The 25,363-nt window shown below is 40.5% G+C and carries 26 protein-coding genes and 1 other annotated feature; of the genes, 23 read left to right on the forward strand and 3 right to left on the reverse strand.

What is annotated here, in order from left to right:
* The first annotated feature begins 121 nt into the window (after nucleotides 1-121).
* The 7 genes from infC to JNO66_RS15920 all read left to right on the forward strand — a co-directional run bounded on the left by infC (nucleotide 122) and on the right by JNO66_RS15920 (nucleotide 4,393).
* A complete protein-coding gene (gene infC, locus JNO66_RS15890; protein WP_210340910.1) occupies nucleotides 122-625 on the forward strand; it encodes a translation initiation factor IF-3 in 504 nt (167 codons plus the stop codon).
* A 38-nt stretch (nucleotides 626-663) separates the two neighbouring features.
* Nucleotides 664-864, forward strand: a complete 201-nt coding sequence (gene rpmI, locus JNO66_RS15895; protein WP_203089699.1) for a 50S ribosomal protein L35 — start codon at nucleotides 664-666, stop codon at nucleotides 862-864.
* A gap of 34 nt (nucleotides 865-898) precedes the next feature.
* A complete protein-coding gene (gene rplT, locus JNO66_RS15900) occupies nucleotides 899-1,258 on the forward strand; it encodes a 50S ribosomal protein L20 (protein WP_203089702.1) in 360 nt (119 codons plus the stop codon).
* A gap of 65 nt (nucleotides 1,259-1,323) precedes the next feature.
* The gene (locus tag JNO66_RS15905; RefSeq protein ID WP_203089705.1) at nucleotides 1,324-1,608 is read left to right on the forward strand and encodes a DUF1294 domain-containing protein; all 285 of its coding nucleotides are present in this window, start codon (nucleotides 1,324-1,326) and stop codon (nucleotides 1,606-1,608) included.
* Nucleotides 1,609-1,636: 28 nt separating this feature from the next.
* Nucleotides 1,637-2,188 (forward strand): VTT domain-containing protein, encoded by a 552-nt coding sequence (locus tag JNO66_RS15910; protein ID WP_203089708.1) that lies wholly within the window; start codon nucleotides 1,637-1,639, stop codon nucleotides 2,186-2,188.
* Between the two features lie 328 nt (nucleotides 2,189-2,516).
* Nucleotides 2,517-2,858 (forward strand): DUF485 domain-containing protein, encoded by a 342-nt coding sequence (locus JNO66_RS15915; protein WP_273753507.1) that lies wholly within the window; start codon nucleotides 2,517-2,519, stop codon nucleotides 2,856-2,858.
* Nucleotides 2,855-4,393, forward strand: a complete 1,539-nt coding sequence (locus JNO66_RS15920; RefSeq protein ID WP_203089710.1) for a solute symporter family protein — start codon at nucleotides 2,855-2,857, stop codon at nucleotides 4,391-4,393. The genes JNO66_RS15915 and JNO66_RS15920 overlap by 4 nt, the downstream gene beginning before the upstream one ends.
* A 39-nt stretch (nucleotides 4,394-4,432) precedes the next feature.
* On the opposite strand, the gene JNO66_RS15925 is transcribed toward JNO66_RS15920, so the two are convergent.
* Nucleotides 4,433-4,828 (reverse strand): sigma-w pathway protein ysdB, encoded by a 396-nt coding sequence (locus JNO66_RS15925; RefSeq protein ID WP_307730739.1) that lies wholly within the window; start codon nucleotides 4,826-4,828, stop codon nucleotides 4,433-4,435.
* Between the two features lie 174 nt (nucleotides 4,829-5,002).
* Between JNO66_RS15925 and JNO66_RS15930 the strand changes: the two genes are divergently transcribed.
* A complete protein-coding gene (locus JNO66_RS15930) occupies nucleotides 5,003-6,085 on the forward strand; it encodes a M42 family metallopeptidase (RefSeq protein ID WP_203089712.1) in 1,083 nt (360 codons plus the stop codon).
* A 51-nt stretch (nucleotides 6,086-6,136) separates the two neighbouring features.
* Here the strand turns inward: JNO66_RS15930 and sspI are convergent, their stop codons facing one another.
* Entirely contained in the window at nucleotides 6,137-6,343 is a 207-nt protein-coding gene (gene sspI / locus JNO66_RS15935; RefSeq protein WP_203089713.1) for a small acid-soluble spore protein SspI, read from the reverse strand.
* A gap of 112 nt (nucleotides 6,344-6,455) precedes the next feature.
* On the opposite strand from sspI, the gene JNO66_RS15940 reads away from it, so the two are divergent.
* From JNO66_RS15940 to uvrC, 14 genes are all read left to right on the forward strand, one after another.
* Nucleotides 6,456-7,211, forward strand: coding sequence for a TrmH family RNA methyltransferase (locus JNO66_RS15940; protein ID WP_203089715.1), 756 nt, complete (start codon nucleotides 6,456-6,458; stop codon nucleotides 7,209-7,211).
* Nucleotides 7,212-7,279: 68 nt separating this feature from the next.
* Nucleotides 7,280-7,512: a binding site (T-box leader), on the forward strand.
* Nucleotides 7,513-7,558: 46 nt separating this feature from the next.
* On the forward strand, nucleotides 7,559-8,593 hold the full coding sequence (pheS, locus tag JNO66_RS15945; protein WP_203089717.1) for a phenylalanine--tRNA ligase subunit alpha: 1,035 nt from the start codon (nucleotides 7,559-7,561) through the stop codon (nucleotides 8,591-8,593).
* An 18-nt stretch (nucleotides 8,594-8,611) separates the two neighbouring features.
* On the forward strand, nucleotides 8,612-11,032 hold the full coding sequence (gene pheT, locus JNO66_RS15950) for a phenylalanine--tRNA ligase subunit beta (protein WP_203089719.1): 2,421 nt from the start codon (nucleotides 8,612-8,614) through the stop codon (nucleotides 11,030-11,032).
* Between the two features lie 249 nt (nucleotides 11,033-11,281).
* Complete coding sequence (gene zapA / locus JNO66_RS15955; RefSeq protein WP_273753501.1) at nucleotides 11,282-11,542, forward strand: cell division protein ZapA; 261 nt, start codon at nucleotides 11,282-11,284, stop codon at nucleotides 11,540-11,542.
* Between the two features lie 21 nt (nucleotides 11,543-11,563).
* On the forward strand, nucleotides 11,564-12,109 hold the full coding sequence (locus tag JNO66_RS15960; RefSeq protein WP_203089723.1) for a CvpA family protein: 546 nt from the start codon (nucleotides 11,564-11,566) through the stop codon (nucleotides 12,107-12,109).
* 84 nt (nucleotides 12,110-12,193) lie between these two features.
* A complete protein-coding gene (gene polX, locus JNO66_RS15965) occupies nucleotides 12,194-13,924 on the forward strand; it encodes a DNA polymerase/3'-5' exonuclease PolX (protein ID WP_203089726.1) in 1,731 nt (576 codons plus the stop codon).
* Nucleotides 13,925-13,939: 15 nt separating this feature from the next.
* Nucleotides 13,940-16,300: an endonuclease MutS2 gene (locus JNO66_RS15970; RefSeq protein WP_203089729.1), complete on the forward strand. Its 2,361-nt coding sequence runs from the start codon at nucleotides 13,940-13,942 to the stop codon at nucleotides 16,298-16,300.
* A 15-nt stretch (nucleotides 16,301-16,315) separates the two neighbouring features.
* Entirely contained in the window at nucleotides 16,316-16,732 is a 417-nt protein-coding gene (locus tag JNO66_RS15975) for a DUF350 domain-containing protein (RefSeq protein ID WP_203089732.1), read from the forward strand.
* Between the two features lie 534 nt (nucleotides 16,733-17,266).
* A complete protein-coding gene (locus JNO66_RS15980; RefSeq protein WP_203089736.1) occupies nucleotides 17,267-18,334 on the forward strand; it encodes an amino acid ABC transporter substrate-binding protein in 1,068 nt (355 codons plus the stop codon).
* Nucleotides 18,335-18,422: 88 nt separating this feature from the next.
* Nucleotides 18,423-19,598: an amino acid ABC transporter permease gene (locus JNO66_RS15985; protein WP_203089739.1), complete on the forward strand. Its 1,176-nt coding sequence runs from the start codon at nucleotides 18,423-18,425 to the stop codon at nucleotides 19,596-19,598.
* A 5-nt stretch (nucleotides 19,599-19,603) separates the two neighbouring features.
* Entirely contained in the window at nucleotides 19,604-20,812 is a 1,209-nt protein-coding gene (locus JNO66_RS15990) for an amino acid ABC transporter permease (protein ID WP_203089742.1), read from the forward strand.
* 17 nt (nucleotides 20,813-20,829) lie between these two features.
* Nucleotides 20,830-21,621 carry an amino acid ABC transporter ATP-binding protein gene (locus JNO66_RS15995; RefSeq protein WP_203089745.1) on the forward strand — a complete coding sequence of 264 codons (792 nt, stop codon included), beginning with the start codon at nucleotides 20,830-20,832 and terminating at the stop codon, nucleotides 21,619-21,621.
* A 99-nt stretch (nucleotides 21,622-21,720) separates the two neighbouring features.
* The gene (gene trxA / locus JNO66_RS16000; protein WP_203089748.1) at nucleotides 21,721-22,035 is read left to right on the forward strand and encodes a thioredoxin; all 315 of its coding nucleotides are present in this window, start codon (nucleotides 21,721-21,723) and stop codon (nucleotides 22,033-22,035) included.
* A 90-nt stretch (nucleotides 22,036-22,125) separates the two neighbouring features.
* A complete protein-coding gene (gene uvrC / locus JNO66_RS16005; RefSeq protein ID WP_203089751.1) occupies nucleotides 22,126-23,901 on the forward strand; it encodes an excinuclease ABC subunit UvrC in 1,776 nt (591 codons plus the stop codon).
* 61 nt (nucleotides 23,902-23,962) lie between these two features.
* Here uvrC and JNO66_RS16010 read toward each other — a convergent pair whose 3' ends face one another.
* Nucleotides 23,963-24,370 (reverse strand): YslB family protein, encoded by a 408-nt coding sequence (locus tag JNO66_RS16010; RefSeq protein ID WP_203089754.1) that lies wholly within the window; start codon nucleotides 24,368-24,370, stop codon nucleotides 23,963-23,965.
* A 379-nt stretch (nucleotides 24,371-24,749) separates the two neighbouring features.
* Here JNO66_RS16010 and JNO66_RS16015 point away from each other — a divergent pair, with 379 nt between their 5' ends.
* Nucleotides 24,750-25,358, forward strand: a complete 609-nt coding sequence (locus JNO66_RS16015; RefSeq protein WP_203089757.1) for a succinate dehydrogenase cytochrome b558 subunit — start codon at nucleotides 24,750-24,752, stop codon at nucleotides 25,356-25,358.
* The last annotated feature ends 5 nt before the right edge of the window (nucleotides 25,359-25,363 follow it).

Below are 25,363 nucleotides of genomic sequence, written 5' to 3' on the forward strand. Positions count from 1 at the left end.
ATCTTGTTAAAGCGTACTGCTGTTACTTTCTTGTACACACGTCAATGATGATGACCTGTTTAGACGATATACAGTCTGCAAGATCAAAATCCAGTGGAGGTGGCTCATTATTAGTAAAGACATGTTGGTCAATGAAGGGATTCGTGCCCGTGAAGTAAGGCTTATTGGTGCAAATGGCGATCAAATTGGTGTGAAATCGAAGTTTGAAGCGCTAGAAATGGCCCAAAACGTCAATCTTGACCTTGTGTGCGTCGCACCAAATGCAAAACCGCCTGTTTGCCGCATAATGGATTATGGAAAATACCGCTATGAGCAGCAGAAGAAAGACAAAGAAGCACGCAAAAACCAAAAAATCATTAACACTAAAGAAGTCCGTCTGAGCCCAACGATTGAGGATCATGACTTCAATACGAAACTACGTAATGCACGTAAGTTTCTAGAGAAGGGCGACAAGGTTAAGGCAGCTATTAGGTTCCGTGGACGTGCAATTACTCACTCTCAAATTGGTCGTGTTGTTCTTGAACGCTTGGCTAAAGAGTGTGAAGACATTGCCACTGTTGAAGCGAAACCAAAAATGGAAGGCCGTAGCATGTTCCTTGTGCTTGCTCCGAATGCGGAGAAATAAAAGCCTGTCTTGAACCACATTAAAGGAGGATTAGATTCATGCCAAAAATGAAAACACACCGAGGCGCTGCTAAGCGTTTCAAACGTACTGGAAGCGGCAAGCTAAAACGTTCACACGGTTTTACTAGCCACATGTTCCGTAACAAGTCTCAAAAGCAAAAACGTAAGCTACGTAAGTCAGCTATGGTTCATTCTGGAGACTTCAAACGCATTCGTCAAATGTTAACGTACAAAAAATAATTGATCTGGTTGGATTATAAAGGAGGGATTAGCGATGCCAAGAGTAAAAGGCGGATATGTCGCTCGTCGTCGTCGTAAGAAAGTTTTAAAGTTAGCTAAAGGATATTATGGTTCTAAGCATACGTTATTCAAATCAGCACAAGGACAGGTAATGAAAGCATTACTTTATGCTTACCGTGACCGTCGTCAAAAGAAACGTGATTTCCGTAAGCTTTGGATCACACGTATTAACGCAGCTGCACGCATCAACGGTTTGTCTTACAGCCGTTTAATGCACGGATTAAAGCTTGCTGAAATCAACGTGAACCGTAAAATGCTTGCTGACCTAGCAGTGAACGATGAAGCTGCTTTCACAGCTCTAGCTGAAAAAGCAAAAACTAGCCTTAAAGGTTAATGATAAGAGAAAAGCGCTGTCTGTTGACTGCGCTTTTTTTCTTTTATAGAGGGTGAGGAATCATTATGTACGAACTTGCAGCTATTCTTCTAATATATTATTTTATCATGTCAATTGTAGGATATATAAGTATGGCACAAGACAAACAAAGGGCGATTAAACAGATGCGAAGAACACCGGAAAAGACTTTGCTTGGCATTGCATTACTGGGTGGGGTTTTCGGTTCATTTCTTGGAATGCGAATTCGTAGACACAAAACGAAGCATCTGACATTTTCACTCGGACTCCCCATTTTAATGCTTGTTCATCTTGGTCTACTTTTATTCATCCTAGGAGCGATACAAGCATAAGGTATGCAAGAGGGGAGTTTGTTGCAGCTTGAAAGAATATGTAGAACCAATTACTCAATTTATTGAACAGGCAGGATGGATGGGACCTTTATTCTTTATTCTATTTCATTTGATTAGACAGGTATTATTTATTCCTGTTTTACTCATTTGTATCGTAGGAGGATTTTTATTTGGCGGTGTATTCGGATCGATCTATTCGTTTATTGGCTTAATGGGATCGTCTCTTAGTTTTTATCTATTATTATCTTACGTCCCTTGGCTCCATAGGCGGCTAGCCAGGTTAAAAGAAAAGGTGTTAAAGAAAGATCCTGCTCTTAATGTATGGCAGCTTTCATTATTCCGGTTGGTTCCTTTTGTTCATTTTCATGTTCTATCCTTTTATGCTATGGAGAAATCAGCAAATGTAACAGAATATATGAAGCAGTCATTTATTATGAACATTCCAATGGCCATTGTGTACACATCATTTGGTCATTTACTTTATAACTTGAACACAGTAGGATTAGTGATTCTTGCTAGTTGCTTGATCTTATTAATGATACTTAGTAGAAATTGGAGCGACCAAGTCGTGACACGATAAAAAAGTTAGGATGAAATTTTGTGTTTTATGGATATTAGCGAAAGGAGAACCCGAGACTCCTATGGAATAGTATGGGGTGAAGACACTGTAGCGGTGCATTTCCGCGGAAGGGGCTGAGGCCGTATCCATGGAAAGCGAGGGATTCTCCTGTAGCGGATATCGTGCTATATTCGTGTTTTATTATCTTCTTTAGTGGTAATTTCGATCTTAGATTAATTATGAAAGCGCTTTAATTTTTAATTGACAGACCCTTCCACCTATTTTACATTAATAGTATGTTAGACTTTTTGACTGCAAATATACTGCTAAAGAGAGAAGGGTGATTCAGTTGAGTCAGGTTAAATCAAAGTCAGACGCAAATCCTCCACTTCAGTACAGTCAGGTCGAAGAAAGCACCAAGTTCAAAGAACTGATGCAAGAGAAAAAACGCTTTATCATTCCGCTTACCGTCTTCTTTTTACTCTTTTACTTTTCACTTCCCATCTTAGCTTCGTACACCACGATTTTAAACAATCCTGCCATCGGTAGTATCACATGGGTCTGGATACTCGCCATTGCCCAGTTTGTGATGACATGGACTCTTTGTATTCTTTATGTAAAAAAGGCAGCTCGATTTGATCAGAAAGCAGATGAAATCTTGTCGGAGTATAAAGGGGGACATTCTAAATGAGCTGGATGGTGATCGCTCTCTTTTTCCTCATTGTAGGAAGTACCCTTGTCATAACTTATTATGCAGCAAAACGAACAAAAACAGCTAGTGAATTTTACACGGCAGGTGGGGGACTTACGGGTTGGCAGAACGGGTTAGCCATTGCTGGTGATTATCTTTCGGCAGCCTCGTTTCTAGGAATAGCTGGAGCCATAGCTCTGTTTGGATTTGATGGTTTCTTCTATAGTATTGGTTACCTAGTAGCCTATCTGGTCGTTCTTTTTATTGTTGCGGAGCCTCTGCGGAATCTTGGTAAGTATACACTGGCCGATATGATTCATGCCAGGTTTGACGCCAGAAAAGTTCGTGGTGTAGCTGCCTTTAGTACAATCACAATTGTTATCTTTTATATGATTGCACAGCTTGTTGGAGCAGGAGCACTCATTCAATTACTCTTCGGAATTAACTATTCTTGGGCGGTTGCCCTTGTTGGAGTTATGATGACCATCTACGTTTTATTTGGAGGAATGACAGCAACGAGTTGGGTGCAAATAATTAAAGCCGTCCTCCTGATGGTAGCAACACTAGTGATTTCAGTGATGGTTCTCTTTAAATTCAACTTTAATATTTTAGGCATGTTCAATGAAATGAAAACGGTTACAGATAATGGTGCTGATTTTCTAAATCCAGGTTTACAGGGGAGAGCACCACTTGATTCGATTTCTTTAATGCTTGCGCTTGTGCTCGGAACAGCAGGTTTACCACATATTCTCATGCGATTCTTTACCGTTCGAGATGCAAAAACAGCTCGTAGTTCTGTTGTAACAGCTACGTGGATTGTTGGTATCTTTTACGTGCTTACTATCTTCTTAGGCTTCGGGGCCGCGGCATTTGTAGGAAGAGATGCTATTGTTGCAGCGAACAGCGCAGGAAACATGGCAGCTCCTCTTCTGGCAGAAGCATTAGGTGGAGAATTGTTTATGTCCTTTGTAGCAGCCGTCGCCTTTGCGACCATACTGGCAGTTGTGGCAGGTCTTGTTCTATCAGGAGCTTCTGCTTTCGCTCATGATATTTTTAATCAAATTATTCGAAAAGGAAAGGCAACGGAAAAGGAACAAGTAATCGCCGCACGATCTGCTTCTGTAGGGGTTGCTGTCTTTTCAATCATTCTTGCATTGTTTGCACAAAATATGAATGTGGCATTTCTCGTTGCATTAGCCTTCTGCGTAGCTGCCAGTGCTAATCTTCCAGTGATTGTTTATACGATTTACTGGAAACGATTCAACACAAGTGGCGCCATTTGGGCGATGGTTTCAGGACTTCTCACAGCCATCATTTTAGTGTCGATCAGCCCGAACGTGTTTGCTGCTGATGGCTCAGCTATAATTATAGGAACACCAATCTTTCCATTAACTAACCCAGCTATTATTTCAGTACCAGCTGGATTCCTTGGAGGCGTTATTGGAACTTTGTTATCAAAACAAAAAGAAGATGCAGGTAAGTACGCTGAAGTGAAGGTAAAAGCAAATACCGGATATCGGGATTCAGCTTCATAAATAAAAGGCCATTGATGAATTCATCAATGGTCTTTTTCTCTATTCCTTCCTCTGATCGCGTAGAAATTCTTTTATAGGGGATTTCCACTCAACCGTCGCTTCCGGATAGCGAGTCCGAATATCCTCTTCAATGTATTGAAAGTCTTCTTTCTTTAAACCTTGTAGAGCGTTAGATTCCTTTGTCCAAATATAGATCGTAATGATATCAAAGGAGGATTTTGTGGTTCCCATATATTTTTCGCCTTCAAACATGACACCTTTGTACGTTAGCGAAAAGTTTTTACGTACATCATTTTGATCATCTAGAAAGAAAAACTGCTGATGTCTATGTGCTTTCTCAAGCTTGCGTAATGGATGAAAAAAGTATTTTACAATACTGTATACGACAATTAAAATGGCTAGTAAAAACATGAGTCTAAAGATTATAACCATCATATGAACTGAGCCTCCTTGGCTTCATCTAAATTATGAATTTACGTTTGTCCTATGCTATGCTATACGAATGAAAGAGTAAAGGGTTGCATCTTTTTTTGAAAAAAATAAAATAAATTTTATAAAGAAGAGAAACCTACTTTTACACATGTATAAACAGTCTAAGGAGGCCATCGCATGCAAGAAGATCAACTGCTGAAAATGTTAAAAGATTTGACTGATGCAAAAGGAATTTCAGGATTTGAGGCAGAAGCACGAAAGGTTATGAATACATATATTGCCCCTTACGCAGATGAAGTGTACACGGACAGACTTGGAAGCTTAGTTGCTAAGAAAACTGGCTCACAAGAAGGACCAAAAATCATGGTAGCAGGTCACTTAGATGAAATTGGTTTTATGGTCACGTCCATTGATAAAAAAGGATTTCTTCGGTTTCAAACCGTTGGAGGCTGGTGGGGACAAGTCATGCTGGCTCAACGAGTGACCGTTGTAACGGAGAATGGTGAAGTACCGGGTATTATCGGTTCAAAACCACCACATATTTTAACACCAGAAGCGAGAAAGAAACCGGTTGAGATCAAGGATATGTTTATTGACATCGGAGCAGAGAGCAAAGAACAAGCCGAAGAATTTGGTGTACGTCCTGGAGACGCTATTGTACCAGTGTGCGAATTTACTGTGATGAAAAATGAAAAGCTTCTTATGGCTAAAGCATGGGATAATCGTATTGGCTGTGCTATTGCTATTGATGTATTGAGACTGTTAAAAGATGTGGATCATCCAAATACGGTTTATGGTGTAGGAACTGTTCAAGAAGAGGTTGGATTAAGAGGAGCCAAAACATCAGCAGCGCTCATTCAGCCTGATATTGGCTTTGGTGTAGACGTAGGTATTGCTGGGGATACGCCAGGGATTTCCGAAAACGAAGCCCTTGCAAAAATGGGTAATGGACCTCAAATTGTTTTATATGATGCATCAATGATTGCGCATAAGGGGTTACGTGACTTTGTTGTAAAAACAGCTGATGAGCACAACATTCCATATCAATTTGAATCCATGGCTGGAGGCGGAACGGACTCAGGTGCGATTCACCTAACAGCTAATGGTGTTCCTTCCCTATCAATTACAGTTGCAACACGTTACATTCATACACATGCAGCCATCTTGCACCGTGATGACTATGAAAATGCTGTAAAGTTGATTGTAGAAGTCATTAAAAAGCTTGATAAAGATACAGTGAGTACCATAACGTATTCGTAATACAAAAAGAAGATCGTTCCACATTACAGGAACGATCTTCATCTCTTTTACTTATTGCAAGCCTTTACTAATCATATCGCATAGTTCATTCTTCTGTTCTTCATTTGCTTCTTTCCAATATACCTCAAACATAACGCCTAGACCTGGTAGCATTTTCTCTTCACCATTTTGAATAGCATCTACAATTGTTGCTTCCACTTCTTGTTCACTGTGACCATGAATGTTGGCCATAATTGCGCCGCGTAGGTTAAAACCCATATAAATCTCTCCTTTTTAAATAAAAATCTGTATACAATGTAGTATGGCTTGTTTAAAGTATAATATGCTGAGGAAAGATGAAGATGGATGAAGTAGTAGAAAGGTGAATGAGATGAAACAAATTGAATCGAGTAAAAATGAACAAATCAAACAATGGAAAAAACTACATAAAAAAAGAGGGAGAGAAAAAGCCAATCAATTCCTAATTGAAGGCTTTCATTTAGTGGAGGAGGCCGTGCGTGCAGGAATCCAGATGATAGCTGTTATTGTAACGGATGAAGAGGTCATCCCGTCCAGTTGGAATATGGATGAGAGAAACATCATCCTGACAAATGACAGCGTCTTAAAGGAACTAAGTGAAACGGATTCCCCACAAGGAATAATTGCCGTCTGTAGGATACCTGTTGAGCAAAAGTTGTCTGCGGAACAAGGACGGTATTTATTAATTGATCGTGTGCAGGACCCTGGTAATATTGGCACATTAATTCGAACAGCCGACGCTGTAGGAGTTAATGGAGTGATTGTTGAGAAAGGATCTGTCGACTTATATAACTCTAAGGTCTTAAGGTCATCTCAAGGTTCTATTTTCCACGTCCCTGTTATTAAGGGTGAGCTTACAAATTGGGTTGATGAGTTAAAAACAGCAGGCGTCCCTGTATTTGGGACATCTCTTCAGAATGCTTCGGTTTATACGGCGATTCAACCATCGGAGAGCTTTGCGCTAATCTTAGGGAATGAAGGAGAAGGTGTTCAACCGGATCTGCTAGACAAAACTGATCAGAATTTGTACATCCCCATTCACGGAAAGGCGGAATCCTTAAATGTAGCGATCGCTGCAGGTATTTTGCTTTATCATTTAAGAACGTAATGCATTTTCTGAGTTGGTGTTGCGATTAAGGTGTGAATTCATTATAATGAATAACAGATTCATACATGAAAAATGCGAAGAAGGAACATAGTAGACCCCTTACCGCCTTTCAGAGAAAGATGTGTATGCTGTGAGCATCTTAAGGAAATGGAGAGGTTGAATTCACTCTGGAGCAGACATTTGCGCACAATTGTTGCGAGGATGTTTCCGGCTTTAAGCCGTTATCCGTTAGAGCGTTTAAAATAGATGGCGACATCTGTTTTTTAAAGTAGGGTGGTACCGCGAGTCTTTCGTCCCTTTTTGGGAGAGAGGCTCTTTTTTTATTTTATAAAGCAGGAGGAATGAACATGAAGGAAACATTAGAAGCGCTTCTTCAGGAGGCACTTGGAAAGATTGAAGCAGCAGAAGATGGTCGAGCACTACAAGAGGTTCGTGTTTCATATTTAGGGAAAAAAGGACCGATCACAGAAGTCTTACGTGGAATGGGCAAGCTTTCTGCTGAAGAACGGCCAAAAGTGGGACAAATGGCTAACGAAGTACGAGATGAAATTAAAACAAAGCTGGATGAAAAGGAACAGGCCCTCGAAGACATTCGGGTTGCAAAGCAATTGGAGGAACAAAAGCTAGATGTGACGATGCCTGGTCGACCAATTGAAAAGGGTACAAAACACCCGCTTCAGGCTGTTGTTGAAGAAGTAGAGGATATCTTTATTGGTCTTGGTTTCTCTGTTGCAGAAGGTCCAGAAGTGGAAACAGACTACTACAACTTTGAAGCATTAAACTTGCCAAAGGACCACCCAGCTCGTGATATGCAGGATTCCTTTTATTTCACAGAGGAGCTATTGCTTCGTACGCAAACCTCACCTGTACAAGCAAGAACGATGGAAGCACATAATGGTGTGGGCCCAGTGAAAGTTATTTGTCCAGGTCGTGTGTTCAGACGTGACAATGATGATGCGACACACTCCCACCAATTTATGCAAATTGAGGGGCTGTACATCGATCATAACGTACGTATGAGTGACCTAAGAGGTGTTCTTGACTCATTCGTAAAGCGTTTCTTTGGAGAGAATCGTGAAATTCGACTTCGTCCAAGCTTTTTCCCATTCACAGAACCTTCTGTTGAGGTTGATGTAACGTGTGCTTTATGTGGAGGAAAAGGATGTCGAGTATGTAAGCAGTCTGGCTGGATAGAAGTACTAGGTGCAGGAATGGTACATCCAAAGGTTTTGGAAATGAGTGGCTTTGATTCAAATGAGTACAGTGGGTTTGCTTTTGGAATGGGTGTAGAGAGACTTGCTATGCTTAAGTACGGTATTGATGATATTCGTCATTTCTATACAAACGACAAACGTTTTCTTGCGCAGTTCAAACGGGTTTAAGGAAGGGGAGAAAAAAATATGCTTGTTTCATATAACTGGTTAAAACAATACGTAGATATCAATGAAATCACTGCAGCAGATATTGCTGAAAAAATGACGCGCGGTGGAGTTGAAATTGATTTTGTTCATCACTTAAATCAAGGTGCATCCTCTGTAGTGGTAGGTTACGTGCAGTCATGTACGCAGCACCCGGATGCCGATAAATTATCCATTTGTCAGGTTGATATTGGAGAAGAAGAAACTGTTCAAATTATTTGTGGAGCTGCAAACATTGCTGAAGGCCAAACGGTTGTTGTAGCTAAGGTTGGAGCACGACTTCCTGGCGATTTGAAAATCAAAAAAGCAAAATTACGCGGAGAGTTATCACAAGGAATGATTTGTTCGCTTCAAGAGCTTGGAATTGATTCGAACGTCATTGCAAAGGATGTAGCAGAAGGCATTTATGTATTTTCTGAAGCGATTGCTCCTGGAACGGACGCTCTTGATGCGTTAAATCTGTCGGACGATGTTCTTGAATTAGACTTAACACCAAATCGTTCTGATTGCTTGCATATGCTTGGCGTAGCTTACGAAGTAGCAGCTCTTTACGGTAAAGAGGTGACTCTCCCTGAAGAGACTGTAGACGTAGATAGCGCGAGCGCAAGTGATCTCATTTCAGTTGAAGTAGAAAACAAAGAGGAAACAAGCTATTACGAAGCAGTTGTGATAAAAGATGTTAAGGTCGGAGCATCCCCCCAATGGCTACAAAATCGATTGATGGCAGCTGGCATTCGTCCGATTAATAACGTTGTAGATGTGACTAATTATGTTCTTTTGGAATATGGTCAACCATTACACGCATTTGATTACGATAAATTAAACTCAAATGAGATCCTGGTTCGCAGAGCAAAAGATGGCGAAGAGCTTGTTACTTTAGATGGACAAACACGTTCGTTAACAGGAGAAAACCTTGTCATCACAGACGGAGAAAAACCTGTAGCATTGGCAGGGGTGATGGGTGGTAAAAGCACTGAAGTGGATCACACGACGACAACCGTGTTACTTGAAGCGGCGGTTTTCCATTCTTCACTTATTCGTCAATCCTCGCGCACGGCAGGAGTTCGCAGTGATTCAAGTGCACGTTTTGAAAAGGGTGTGAATCCTGAGCGCACACCTCATGCTGCCAAACGAGCAGCAAAGCTCATTCATGAGCTTGCATCAGGTTCCATCCTTTCAGATGCAGCGGTTGTTGATACACGTACAATCACAGAACCTAAAATTGAGCTGAATCTGAAAAAAATGAATCAACGACTTGGAATGGATTTAACATGCGAGGAAACAGCAGCAATCTTCAAGCAGCTTTCCTTCCAATTTGAACAAACGAATGAAGGATTCATTCTGACAGCTCCTATGCGACGTCCTGACTTACAAATTCAAGAGGACTTGTACGAGGAAGTAGCTAGAATTTACGGCTACGATAACATTCCGGCCACTCTTCCTGAGGGGACCACTTCTCAAGGCTCGCTCACTCCTTTTCAAGCGAAAAGACGTCGGGTAGCTAGCTATTTTGAAGGTGTTGGACTGAGTCAAGTTTTAACTTACTCACTAACTAGCCCAGCTAAGGCGAATGCTTATAAGCGTGACGACCAGACTCTCATTCAATTATCAATGCCTATGAGTGAAGAGCGTAGCACGATGAGAACAAGCTTACTGCCTCATCTTTATGATGTGTTGTCTTATAACGTGAACCGTAAAAATGCAAACATGCATGTGTATGAAATTGGCTCTATCTTCCGTTCAAATGAAGAAACATTAACTACGCAGCCGTCTGAGCACGAGTACGTAGCTGGTGCCTTAACAGGTGTTTGGCAAGAAAACACATGGCAAGGGGAGAAAAAGGTTGTTGATTTCTTTGTAGTAAAGGGGATCATTGAAGGATTGGTAGCTGAGCTAGGTTTAGAAGAGATCATTAGCTATCAGCCTGCAACACGTCCACATCTGCATCCTGGTCGCACAGCAGAGGTGATCATGGAAGGGACGGTAGTTGGCTACTTAGGACAGCTTCACCCAACGGTACAACGCGATTCAGATTTACGTGAAACGTATGTATTTGAGTTAGATTTACAAGCGTTGCTTCAAACTGAAGTATCACTTATTCAATACAAGCCATTACCTAGATTCCCATCAATTGTGCGTGATATTGCCCTAGTCGTGAATCAAGATCAAACAGCAGCGGAGATTCAGCGTACAATTCAAGGTGCAGGTGGATCCTTACTTACGTCTGTTCAACTGTTTGATCATTACGAAGGTGAGCATTTAGAGGAAGGAAAGAAATCCCTTGCGTTCTCACTAACGTATCTTGATCCTGAGAAAACATTAACAGATGCAGAAGTAGAAGAAGTGCATCAGACCATTCTACAAAAACTTGAATCCGATGCAGGCGCGACACTGCGTCAATAACTAAAATAATTTAAGAAGCAAGGCAAATGATTTTAAGAAAGAATCATTTGCCTTTTCTTTTTTTGTCGAATGAGCGAGTGTTCTCCCGGAGCGGAACTAGTGCTCTTTTAATTTGGAAAAGAGTTTTGTTTGAAAGACTGGTGCAACGTGTTATCATATAAGCTAGGGGTTTTTCTTGACTCAAATTGAGCTGAAGTCGGTTTTTGCGTGATGACTAGGCACAATCAGGTGAACGAGGGGGCTTTTCGGGTGGCGGATCAAAATGACAAAAAACATCGAACAACAGTCTCGATCTATGGTCAACAATATACCATTGTTGGGCAAGAAGAGCCTGCACATGTTAAAGAGGTTGTTCGGTTTGTTGACAAACAAATGAGAGAAATGAAACGAAGAAATCCATATCTAGATACAACTCGCCTCGCCGTGCTCACCGCAGTTAATGCCGTTAGCGAATATAAAAAACTAGAAAAACAACTGTCTATGGAAGATGAAGATAAAAAAGAAAATTAGCAAGACAGGAGAGTCACAATTATGTTAAGTATCATTATTCTATTGATGCTAGTATTTAGCTTTTTTGTGGGAAGAAGAAGAGGATTTATTCTTCAGCTGATCCACTTAACCGGTTTTATTATATCGTTATATGTTGCGTATAGATATTCAGGTAATCTGGCAGACAACATTCAATTCAGGTTATTCATCCCTTTTCCAGAGTTTGATGGAGATGGAATTGGGGGAATGCTGATCCAAGCATTTAATACAGAAGATGTGTATTATCGTGCCATTGCTTTTGCGATTTTGTTCTTTGCAACTCGTCTCATTTTACACATTGTTGGAACAATGCTTGATTTTGTTGCTCACCTACCTATTTTACGTACAGTTAACAAGTTACTTGGAGGCATCCTCTGCATCGTTGAAACCTATTTGATTGTTTTTGTACTTTTATATGTAGCTGCAGTCCTGCAAATAGATGTAGTTCAAGGATTTATGCAAGATTCAATTGTTGCACAGTTTATGTTAAATCACACACCATTTTTATCTGATTGGATCAAGGACCTGTGGATCAGTCAAGATTTTTAGAAGGTTAAAAAAGGCTGGCTCAAGTGAGTCTGCCTTTTTTACCTTTAAATAAAAAGAACTCATTACAAGGATCGGAGTAGGGATATGGACAAAAAGAAAGTGATTCAAATACTGGAATCGATTGCTGTACATCTCGAGATCAAAGGCGAGAATTCCTTTAAGATTTCCGCCTACCGAAAAGCAGCGAAGGCACTAGAATCTGTTGCTTCTACATTAGAAGAAATTGAAAAGCCGGAGAAAATTGATGGTATCGGCAAAGGAACAGCATCTGTCATTGAAGAATTAAAGGAGACAGGCCATTCAAGCTTGCATGAAGAATTACAAGCTTCCATTCCAAGTGGTTTACTACCCATTTTAAAGTTACCTGGGGTAGGCGGGAAAAAGGTTGGTAAGCTTTATCAAGAATTAGGAATTACAGATATGGAATCTTTAAGACAAGCTTGTCTGGACGAAAAACTACGTGGAATGGCTGGGTTTGGTTCCAAAACAGAAGAGAAAATATTAAACGCAATTGAAGCGTTTCAAACTCGTCCTGAACGAGTAGGAATTGCAATCGCACTCAAAGCTGCGACTTTCTTGCTGGATAAACTGGAGCAGATGGATGGGATTATCCGTTATGAGCTGGCTGGTAGCTTAAGAAGAATGGAAGAGACTGTGAAGGATATTGACTTTATCCTGTCCACAGACAATCGTGAAAGAGTGATTGAACAATTACTCGCTATGGAAGGAACTCAGCAAGTGATTGGGGCTGGAGAAACAAAGGTTTCAATTGAAATAGCAATCGAGGAGTTCGTCATTGGCGTTGATTTTAGGTTAGTCGAAGACATTGAATTTGCTTCTGCCCTTCTACATTTTACCGGATCAAAAGAGCACAATGTGAAGCTTAGGCAACTAGCAAAGGAACGAGGAGAGCAAATAAGCGAGTATGGTGTGTTAGATAAAGAATCAGGTGAAACAAAAACCTTTAAGGATGAAGAGGCGTTTTATGCGCATTTCGGATTGGCCTACGTGCCACCTGAGGCGAGGTTAGGGCGGGATGAGCTCGTAAGCGAAGCTGATAAGCAGGAATACGTATCAGAGTCATCGATTATGTCCGATCTTCATATGCACACCGTATGGAGTGATGGCGCTCATTCAATTAGAGAAATGGTTCAAGGCTCAAAAGATCGTGGTTATACACATATTGCGATCACCGATCACTCTAAGTTTTTGCAGGTAGCGAACGGGTTAACGGTTGAAAGACTAAAGAAGCAGCATGAAGAAATCCGCTCTCTGCGTAAAGATGGTGATCTTCACATTTTTACAGGAATTGAGATGGACATTTTACCTGATGGCTCATTAGATTATGAGGATGAAGTTTTAGAAGAAGTTGATTTTGTCATCGCATCGATTCATTCTTCATTTTCGCAAAAAGAAGAAGTCATCATGGAACGATTAAAGAATGCTCTTTTTAACCCTCATGTTGATTTGATTGCACATCCAACTGGTCGAATTATTGAGAGAAGAGAAGGCTATGCTGTGGATGTACCTACGTTAATTAAGTGGGCTGCTGAAAGTGGCACGGCCTTGGAGCTTAATGCGAGTCCTGAACGACTTGATTTATTTGCGCATTGGGTCCGACTTGCTTATGAACAGGGTGTACCGATTTCGATCAATACAGACGCACACCATATGGATCGGTTATCATTTATGAAATACGGTGTTGGAGTAGCTAGAAAAGCTGGAATTCCAGCAGATGCCATTATAAATACATGGTCGTTTGATCGACTACAAACATATCTAAATACTGAGAAATCCAAACGATTGAAACGATAATAAAGGAGTTCAAATATGGAACATGTGATGCGTGTACTAGAATATTCAAAAATGAAAAAACAGCTCCTCGAGCATGTTTCTTGTTCATTAGGTAGAGAAAAAGTAGAAACATTAGTTCCTTCAACGGATTTAGAAGAAATTCAGAAATGGCAGGAAGAAACAGCTGAGGGAGTGGAAGTTCTTAGACTCAAAGGCCATATTCCACTTGGTGGAATAAAAGACGTCAAAGCTGAAGTAAAACGTGCTCAAATTGGTGGAGTGTTGAGTGCGACGGAGCTTGTAGGCATTAGCTCGACACTTTATGGTGGAAGACAAATGAAATCCTTCATTGAGGAAGTAGTGGAAGAAGAGAAAACACATATTCCATTACTCTCTGAATATGCAATCCAGCTTGAGTCTTTACGCGACTTAGAGCGTAGCATTAACCAATGTATTGATGATTATGGACAAGTAATGGATTCTGCAAGTTCAGAGCTTCGTACATTACGCCACCAAGTTCGTAGCTTTGAATCGAATGTACGTTCAAAGCTAGAATCACTGACAAAATCACAATCTACACAAAAGATGCTATCTGATTCAATCATTACGATTCGAAATGATCGATATGTAATCCCTGTGAAGCAGGAGTACCGTGGTTCCTTTGGAGGGATCGTACACGATCAATCCGCTTCAGGAGCAACATTGTTTATCGAGCCGCAAGCTGTAGTTATTTTAAACAACCAATTGCGTGAGGCTCGCGTAAAAGAAGCACAGGAGATTGAACGCATTTTACGAATGCTTTCAGACAGGGTCGCTGAGGATGGTGAAGCGATTTTACTTAACTTAACCATCCTTGCACAATTTGATTTTATTTTTGCCAAAGCGAATCATGCTAAAAAGCTAAAAGCGTCTAAGCCTAGGCTCAATCGTAAAGGCTATACACATTTAAAGGATGCCAGACATCCTTTACTTGATCCAGCTTCTGTAGTGCCGATTTCGCTACAGTTAGGTGGAGACTATCGTTCACTCATTATTACCGGGCCAAACACAGGGGGAAAAACCGTTACGTTAAAAACCGTTGGACTCCTAACCTTAATGGCTCAGTCAGGTTTACAAGTGCCTGCAGAGCATGACTCCGAGCTTGCAGTGTACACATCGATCTTTGCAGACATAGGGGATGAACAATCAATTGAACAAAGCTTAAGTACGTTCTCCTCTCATATGACAAACATCGTACGAATTTTGGATCAAATGAATGCAGACAGCCTCGTTTTAATTGATGAACTAGGGGCGGGAACTGATCCAACGGAAGGAGCAGCACTAGCAATATCCATTCTTGATACAATTTATCGCCGCGGGGCCTGTGTCATGGCAACAACCCACTATAGTGAGTTAAAAGGGTATGCATACAACCGTGAGGGAGCGATCAATGCAAGTGTGGAGTTTGATGTAGAAACACTTCGCCCTACATATCGATTACTCATTGGTGTTCCTGGTCGAAGTAATGCGTTTGCTATCTCCAGAAGACTCGGTTTGAGCGAAGAGATCATTGAAAAAGCAAAAGAACAGATTGATCTGGATTCAACTCAGATGGAAACCGTGATTGCCTCTCTTGAAGAAAGTCAAAAGCGTGTTCAAAAAGAATCAGACGAAGCAACTCAACTTCGAAAGGATTCAGCAAAGCTTCATGCAGAGCTTGAGGAAAAGCTTGCTGAGCTTGAATCGGAGAAAGAACATATTTTAAGGCTAGCTGAAGAGAAAGCTGAAAAAGCGGTGAAGGATGCGACGGAAGAGGCAGAAGTTATTATTGCTGAATTAAGAGACTTACAAAAACAAGGTCTTGCGGTGAAAGAACACCAAATCATTGAAGCAAAAAAACATCTTGATGAAGCGGCACCAAAGCTGACGAGTAAGCAAAAGCGGGTGAAGAAGCTCGCTCAACAAGCAAATCGTAAACCAATTCCTGGTGATGAAGTGAAGGTATTAAGCTTTGGTCAAAAGGGAACTGTTCTTGCTGATCTTGGGAGCGATGAGTATCAAGTTCAAATGGGAATCATGAAGATGAAGGTTGATCTAAAAGACATACTGATTACTGAAAAAGCAAAACCAGTGGAGACAAGACCAATGGCTACACTGAGGAGTACCGGGACCCATGTGAAACCAGAACTTGATTTACGAGGCGAACGGTTTGATGAAGCAATGCACCGGGTTGAAAAGTATATCGATGATGCTCTTCTTGCCGGTTATCATCAAGTATCAATTATTCACGGAAAAGGGACAGGTGCGCTTCGTAAAGGCGTAAAGCAGTTAGTTGATAAACACCCACGAGTGAAAACTGCCAGAGATGCTGATTCAAAAGATGGAGGGCTCGGAAATACCGTAATAGAACTTAAATAAAGAAAGGCTGAAACGATGGAACAGTTAATCATTGAGAACGAATATGTACGCACACTTGCCTTATATAGTGTGAGTATTTTAGCATTAGTTGTATTTTTAGCCATTTTTGAAACGGTTACGTCCTACCGGAACTGGGTAGAAATCAAAAAAGGGAATGTTGCTGTAGCCATGGCGACAAGTGGAAAGATCTTTGGAGTAGCAAACATATTTAGACACTCTATTCAAAACGCTGATTCCCTTTTAATTATGTTAATGTGGGGCGCCATTGGGTTTGTCTTATTATTGCTCAGCTATTTCATCTTTGAATTTTTAATGCCATCATTTAAAGTAGATGAGGAAATTAAAAACGATAACCGAGCGGTAGGCTTAATCTCAATGATTATCTCAATCGGCCTCTCCTACGTAATTGGAGCGGGCATTCATACACGTTAGGATAGGAGAGTGCTATGGAAAAGCTAGCTAAAGTCTTATACGCCTGTTGCGGAGTATTGCTAATCGCCGGGGTCATCTTTTTATGGTTGAATTAGATTCGAAGTTAGTAGGAACTAAAAAAATATAGATAAATAAACGAATGATTCTCATTGTGGAGTCATTCGTTTTTTTTTAGCTAATCAGTGGAAGGAGAACCGAAGACTCCTACGGGAAAGTACGCGGTGAAGACTCAGCAGCGGTGCCCTTCCGCGGAGGAGGCTGAGGCCGTACCCATGGAAAGCGAAGGTTTCTCCTGGAACGGATAGATTGCACTTAATCATAGTTATTAATATAAATCTAGGATCCTTAATTCCTCATCCAAATACTAGACTCAATTGGAAATTAGTTATCTAATTGTGAATCAATATGTGTAAAATCTATATTTTTCTAAAAATATATAGTCAGATAATTTGACCAATTAAATGTATTTAGAATTTAACTAGTATATAACTAACATAGTTACTTTATATGAATTGTTAGGGGGACTTGAGAAAAATGAAAAAGTGGATGGTAAATGGAATGGTCGTAACTAGTTTTGCTGCACTACTTGTCGCTTGTTCGGAGGAAACCGATACTTCACCTGAGGAAAATGGAGGTCAAGCATCAAACTCCGGTAACTCTATCTCTGCTATTCAAGATCGTGGAGAACTTATTATGGGAGCGAATGATCAGCTGCCTGGCTTTGGATACGTTGGTTCAGATGGAGCATATGAAGGTTTTGATATCGAGTTTGGAAAAGTAATGGCTGCTGCAATACTTGGGGATGCAGATGCTGTCGAATTTAGACCTTTGTCTGCTCAAGAGCGTTTCACTGCCTTACAAACAGGTGAAGTAGATATGCTCATTCGCAACACCACACTTACGTTAAACCGTGACGTTGAAATCGGTTTAAATTTCGGGCCAACGACTTTCTATGATGGTCAAGGCATGATGGCTCCTTCTGATAGTGGAATTGAATCACTAGAAGACTTAGCTGGAGCACGAATTGGAGTGGAGCAAGGAACCACAACAGAGCTGAATTTAGCTGACCAAATGAGTAAGCGAGGAATTGATTTTGAATCTGTTACCTTCTCTGATCAAGATAGCTTAATAGCAGCCTACGAATCAGGGACAATCGATGCTTGGACAACGGATCAATCCGGACTCGTTTCGAGACTAGAGACGCTTCAAGATCCATCAGGGCATGTCATTCTAAATGAAGTTCTTTCAAAAGAACCTCTTGGTCCAGCCGTTTTAGATGGAGATGATCAATTCCTAGAAATTATGTTCTGGGCAACAAACGCTACCATTCAAGCTGAAGAATTTGGCATTACATCTGAGAATGTGGACGATTTCTTAGATACAGAAGATCCGGACATTGCTCGTTTCCTAGGTGTTGAAGAAAATTTAGGAGAGCAGCTTGGATTAGAGAACGATTTTGCTTATCAAATTATTAAGCAAGTTGGAAACTATGCGGAAATTTACGATCGAAACTTAGGTGCAGACAGTCCATTTGAACTTGAAAGAGGTCTGAATGCTCTATACACCGATGGCGGGTTATTATACTCTCCACCATTTAGATAATACCCATTTATAGAAGTAGCCTGCTTCGATTGAGAGGCAGGCTATTTTCATCAATTAATAGGTAATCATGAGGAAAGGATGACATCCATTGGCACAGCCATCTACTCAAAAACGTCCACCTTTTTGGCGGAATCAAAAATACTTGAATCTTATATGGCAGCTTCTGTTCTTAGTGTTCATTATTGGAACTATTATCTTCTTAGCAACGAATGCAATGGCTGGCCTTAACCGGGCTGGACTTGGACTTAGCTTTCAATTCCTAACCAATCGCGCTTCTTTTCCGATTGGAGAAACAGTGGTCAGCTTTTCTCCGTCTGATACGTTTGTCCGAGCACTATACGTTGGGTTTCTAAATACATTAAAAGTCTCCATTGTAGGGATTGTACTAACCACGATTGTTGGAGTTCTAGTTGGTATTAGTCGATTATCTAGTAACTGGCTGCTCCGTACACTATCTACATGGTACATAGAGATTTTCAGAAACACACCTGTACTCGTACAAATCTTCTTTTGGTATTTTGCAGTTATGCTAGCCATGCCTAAAATCCAAGATGTGAATGCTAATTACGGCTTTATCATTAGTAACCGAGGATTTGTATTTCCATGGTTTGATGCAAATTCAAGCCTTTGGATTTGGATCGCTTTGCTTCTAGTTCTTCTGATTGCGGCTTTCTTAACATTTAAGTGGAAAAATAAACAACAAATTGAACAGGGAAAAAAGCTTTACCCAAGTATTTGGCTAGTAGGCGTGCTTCTAGTTGGAGTTACTATTGGTTATCTAGTACTTGGAGAGTTTCCTGCTTCATTAAGTTTACCTGAGCATACCGGTACAGGTTCGGTTGGAGGCTATCGTTTTTCTCCAGAATTTGCAGCCATTCTATTTGCTCTAGTCATGTACACGGCAACCTACATTGCTGAGATCGTTAGAGGAGGTATTCTTGCTGTACCTAAAGGTCAAATTGAGGCAGCGGAGGCGCTAGGGCTAAGCTCTTCTAAAATTTTGCGGTTTGTTACATTTCCACAGGCGATCCGCACAATTATCCCACCGGTCACAAGTCAATATCTCGGTTTAGCGAAAAACTCAAGTTTAGCGGTGGCAGTTGGATACCCGGATTTGTTCAGTGTAGGAAGTACTACATTAAATCAAACAGGTAGAGCGATTGAAGTCATAACCATTATGTTACTTGCTTACTTAACAATCAGTGTAGTGACATCTATTATTATGAATATTTATAACAAATACACCGCATTGGTAGAGAGGTGAATGGAATGAATACGGAAAAGCTTCAACAGATGAAGACACCACATACAGCGCCTATGCCTGCGGAAGTAAAACTTGGTCCAGGTGCTTGGCTTAAGAAGAATTTGTTTTATTCATGGTTTAGTTCCATTCTCACCATTACATTACTTGCTCTTGCGGTGTTACTCATAAAAAATATTGCAGGATGGACCTTTTTTACGGCGCGTTGGGAAGTGATCTCTGCTAATTTTAAGCTGTTTATGGTTGGGCAGTATCCAATAGATCAGCTTTGGAGAGTGTGGAGTGCGTTGCTACTCGTTAGCTTATTCATTGGTCTTACATATGGAGCCAGGAGAGGCATATCAACGATTATGTTTTTCTCAGTGACGACTGTTTATCTAGTTTCAATTGCTTTACCGTTTATTTCGGGTTCATCTCGTTTTTGGCTAGTTGGAGCCCTAGTCAGTTTAGGGGTTGGAGTTGGACTCGGAATGGCTGTTCCTACGCTCAAAAAGGTCGTCGGCTATGCCTGGATTTTATGTTTTATTCTGGTTCTATTTTTCATACAAGGCTTTGGCATTTTACCTGAGGTGCGAACAAATACATGGGGAGGCTTAATTCTTACCATGATGCTAGCTACCATTGCCATCGTTTTTTCCTTTCCTATAGGCGTGTTGTTTGCGTTAGGGAGAGCAAGTAAACTTCCCATTGTGCGTACGATTAGTGTCATTTATATCGAAATTATTCGTGGCGTTCCTTTAATCACTATTTTGTTTATGGCTCAAATCATGGTTCCCTTGTTTTTACCTGGGGGCGTAACTGTTGATAATGTGGTGCGGGCAATGGTTGGTCTAGTTATTTTTAACTCAGCCTACATTGCTGAGAATGTAAGAGGGGGTCTTCAATCTGTTCCAAACAGTCAAGTTGAAGCATCCCATGCTCTAGGGCTCAGCACATTTAAAACAACTGTTTTTATCGTTCTTCCACAAGCATTACGTGTGACCATTCCTTCTATGGTGGGGCAGTCAATTTCAATTCTTAAAGATACGACGCTTGTTGCAACAGTAGGCTTGTTAGACATACTTGGGATTGGACGAACGGTTACTTCCAATCCGGAATTTCTAGGAACACAAAAAGAAGTATTTGTCTTTGTTGCAATATTGTTCTGGGTCATTTGCTTCACGATGTCTGTCACTAGTCGCAAACTGGAACGGTCATTAAGTGTTGGGCATAACTAAGAATGGAGGCTAAAAGCATGAGCAAAGAAACGGAAGTATTAGTTGAATTTGATCCGAGTATTCCTTTACATGAAAGAGAAGATATTATTGTGTGTGAGGGTGTAAATAAATGGTATAGTAATGAGCTACATGTGTTAAAAGATGTAGATGTTTCCATCAAACAAGGAGAAATTGTTTGTATTCTTGGTCCGTCTGGTTCCGGTAAATCAACATTTATTCGCACCATTAATGCTCTTGAGAAGATTCAAAAGGGGAACATAACTGTTGATGGTACGGAGCTTTCTGAAGACAATGCAGCAGTAGACGCCATTCGCAAGGAAACAGGTATGGTGTTTCAATCCTTTAATTTGTTCCCTCATCTAACGATATTAAAGAATATTACGTTGTCACCGATTTGGGTTAAAAAGTGGCCAAAGGCAAAGGCAGAGAGTATAGCCCTTGAATTACTTGAGCGAGTTGGAATCCCGGAGCAAGCGAACAAATATCCAGGACAATTATCTGGTGGGCAACAACAACGTGTAGCCATTGCACGGGCACTTGCGATGCGTCCAAAAATTATGTTGTTTGATGAGCCTACGTCTGCGCTTGACCCTGAGATGGTTAAAGAGGTATTAGATGTAATGAAAGAGTTATGTACAACTGGTATGACCATGCTTGTGGTAACCCATGAGATGAGTTTTGCGAGAGAGGTGGCCGATCGAATTATTTTGTTTGATCAAGGTGAGTTAGTTGAGATGGGGACCCCTTCAGAGCTTTTTGACAATCCCAAGCATGAGAGAACAAAAGCCTTTTTATCAAAAATCTTGTAATCACTATTTGATTTTGTAAGCAATTCATTCGCATCCATCATATTTGAGTGCTATAATACATTTGAAACCTAAGTTATAGGATTTAAAGGAGGATTTATCATGGCAATTGTGAATGTAACAGACCAAACGTTTTCTTCTGAAACAAGTAGTGGTGTTGTTCTTGCTGATTTCTGGGCTCCATGGTGTGGACCTTGTAAAATGATTGCACCCGTTCTTGAAGAGCTTGATTCAGAAATGGGCGATAAGATTAAAATTGCAAAGCTGGATGTTGATGAGAATCAAGAAACAGCTGGGAAATACAGTGTAATGAGCATTCCAACACTTCTTGTGTTTAAAGACGGAGAAGTCGTGGACCAAGTGGTTGGTTTCCAACCTAAAGAAGCGCTAGCTGAGCTAGTTAACAAACATCTGTAAGTACCTGTTGCACATGCAGAACCGCTTTCTCTTGCAGAAAGCGGTTTTTCTATGTATTCTTGTAAAACCTATAGAAAAGGGGGGAGTCGAATGAGCCAGCTTAAAGAGAAGCTGACTATACTTCCTAATCAGCCAGGATGTTACTTGATGAAGGATCGACAAGGAACCATCATCTATGTTGGAAAAGCGAAGATACTCCGTAATCGGGTGCGTTCCTATTTTACAGGATCGCATGATGCGAAAACACAACGACTTGTTAGTGAAATTGTAGACTTTGAATATATTGTTACCAGTTCTAACATTGAAGCACTTATCCTTGAAATGAATCTCATTAAAAAACATGACCCAAAATACAATGTCATGCTCAAAGATGATAAAACGTATCCTTACTTAAAAATTACAAACGAAAAACACCCAAGATTACTCACCACTAGACAAGTGAAAAAGGATGGCGGGAAGTACTTTGGCCCTTATCCGAACGCTGGAGCAGCAAACGAAACGAAAAAACTACTCGATCGAATTTATCCACTACGCAAGTGTAGAAATATGCCCGATAGTGTTTGTTTGTACTATCACATTGGTCAATGTCTTGCCCCCTGTGTGTATGAAGTCACAGATGAGCAAAATCAAGAAATGATCCAGGGAATCAGTCGTTTCTTAAAACACGGGCATTCTGAAGTGAAAGAAACATTGACGGAACGAATGATGAAGGCGTCAGAAGAACTTGATTTTGAACGTGCGAAGGAAATCCGCGATACCATCTCACATATGGATGCCATTATTGAAAAGCAGAAGATGACGGTAAATGACCATGTGGATCGAGATGTCTTTGCATTCGCTTATGATAAAGGCTGGATGTGTGTTCAAGTTTTTTTTGTAAGGCAAGGAAAGCTGATTGAACGCGACGTTTCCCTTTTTCCGTTCTATAAGGAAGCCTCTGAAGACTTAATGACGTTTGTTGGTCAATTTTATTTACAGAAGCAGCATATCAAACCTCAAGAAATTCTTGTTCCAAATGAGGTTGATGCGGATCTTATGAATGAACTTCTTGAAGTCAAAGTTCTTGTACCGAAGAGAGGCCCTAAAAAAGACCTATTGGATCTTGCTTCAGAAAATGCACAAGTGGCTTTGAAAGAAAAGTTTTCGTTAATTGAGAAGGACGAAAATCGAACCATCCATGCGATTGAACGATTAGGGAAAGCCATGGATATCGCAACCCCATATCGAATTGAGGCTTTTGATAATTCGAATACACAGGGGACGGACCCTGTATCAACAATGATTACGTTTCTTGATGGAAAGCCTAGTCGGAAGGACTATCGAAAGTACAAAATTAAAACGGTTGAAGGACCGGATGACTATGCGTCCATGCGAGAGGTGGTTCGCAGACGCTATATTAGGCTCTTAAAAGAAGATTTACCACTCCCAGACCTAATTGTGATTGATGGGGGGAGAGGGCAAATCGGTGCAGCACAGGAAGTGATTGAGGACGAGCTTGGGCTCACCATCCCAGTGTGTGGTCTAGCCAAGGATGAAAAACACCGGACTTCACAATTACTCAAAGGTTCTCCACCTGTGGTCATTCCACTTGAGCGCGATAGCCAGGAATTCTATCTTTTACAACGGATTCAAGACGAAGTTCACCGTTTTGCGATTACGTTCCACCGGTCTGTTCGTTCAAAGACATTCTTCCAGTCTGTGTTGGATGATATTCCAGGTGTAGGATCCAAACGAAAACAAACGCTTTTAAAGCACTTTGGATCTGTGAAGAAAATGAAAGATGCAGAGGTTGAGGAGATTGTGAAACAAGGGATTCCTCAATCAGTTGCAGAAGCCATTTTAGGTAAGCTTAACGAAGACTCATAAAAAACGGCGAATGTTCCCACTAAGGGTACATCGCCGTTTTTTCATATGTAGCGTTGTTTTACTAGTCAAGTGGATCGTGGCGATCAATGGTTACTTGGATCTGAACAAGTTGACGTTTTTCTGATAGTACAGCAACAGCTGTTGCCTGCGTCTGTGTTTCAAACTGTTGAGCAAGAAAACCAGCTTCAAGCTGATAGCAACGTTGATCTTTTTTGCCCATCCAAGGTCCAGTTAATTCGAAAGTTTTTTCATATGGCTTTTCTTTTACCAGTGACAGCGTGCCCCACTCTGCCCTTTCAAAAAAGGAGATCAATTCATCAATGTTTTCCAGCGGATAAGATCTTGCTGTTGATTTACCGATCCAGTAAAGTAACGTCTCTTTTTCCGTTCCAAGTAATTCGTGTAATACGTCATTTCGAATAAGGTCATATCCGAAGTTAGACGTTTCTAATTCAACCTTTGGTTCCATATCAAGTTAACACCTCTCTAGATTCTAGTATAAAGCAACCCGGAAAAATTTCTATAGGTAGCAAGGTGAATTTTTTATGTTCATTATTATAACAATGAATCTATTTTTCTTACTTTTTTTATCAACAATTTTAACCTTTACATGTATAAAGGAAATGGTCTTAAGCCGTCAATAGAAGAATATGTTAGAATTTCTTAAGTGTAAATTGTATACGGTTTCTTGACGGGTTTATCTGATCGGAGTACAATTAATTTGTCGGATTTTATTACCTATTAACCTTTGATATTTCAGTAAGCGATGTCAGGAGGATTTGTTTATAAGAAAAATAGAAAAAGAGAACATACGCTGATCGGTAAAATTTTTAGTGGGGGGAACTAGCATGCCTGAAAATCGTGAATATCTGTTTCGAAGACTGCATTCTTTACTAGGTGTAATACCAATAGGAGTATTTTTGATTCAACACTTTGTTGTAAACCATTTTGCTACAAGAGGCGCCGAGTCATTTAACACGGCTGCGCATTTTATGGAAAGCCTTCCTTTCCGTTATGCTCTTGAAATTTTCATTATTTTCATTCCATTGCTTTATCATGCTATTTATGGCGTTTATATAGCGTTTCAAGCAAAAAATAATTCGTTCCAATATAGTTATTTTAGAAACTGGATGTTCCGTATTCAAAGAGTAACAGGAGTTATCCTAGTAATCTTTATTACATGGCACGTATGGGAAACTAGAATCGCAGCAGCACGAGGCGCGACAGTTGATTTTGATATGATGGCGAATATTTTCAGCAATCCATTTATGATTGCGTTTTATATTGTAGGAGTTGTAGCGGCTACATTCCACTTTGCAAATGGTCTTTGGTCATTTGCCGTATCTTGGGGTATTACAGTCACTCCAAAGTCACAGCAAATCTCAACATTTGTAACATTGGGTATCTTTATTGTGATGACAATTGTTGGTCTTCGTGCCATTTTCGCATTTGTCTAAAATGA

The sequence above is a fragment of the Alkalicoccobacillus gibsonii genome (assembly GCF_016798245.1).
Taxonomy (GTDB): Bacteria; Bacillota; Bacilli; order Bacillales; family Bacillaceae_D; genus Alkalicoccobacillus; species Alkalicoccobacillus gibsonii.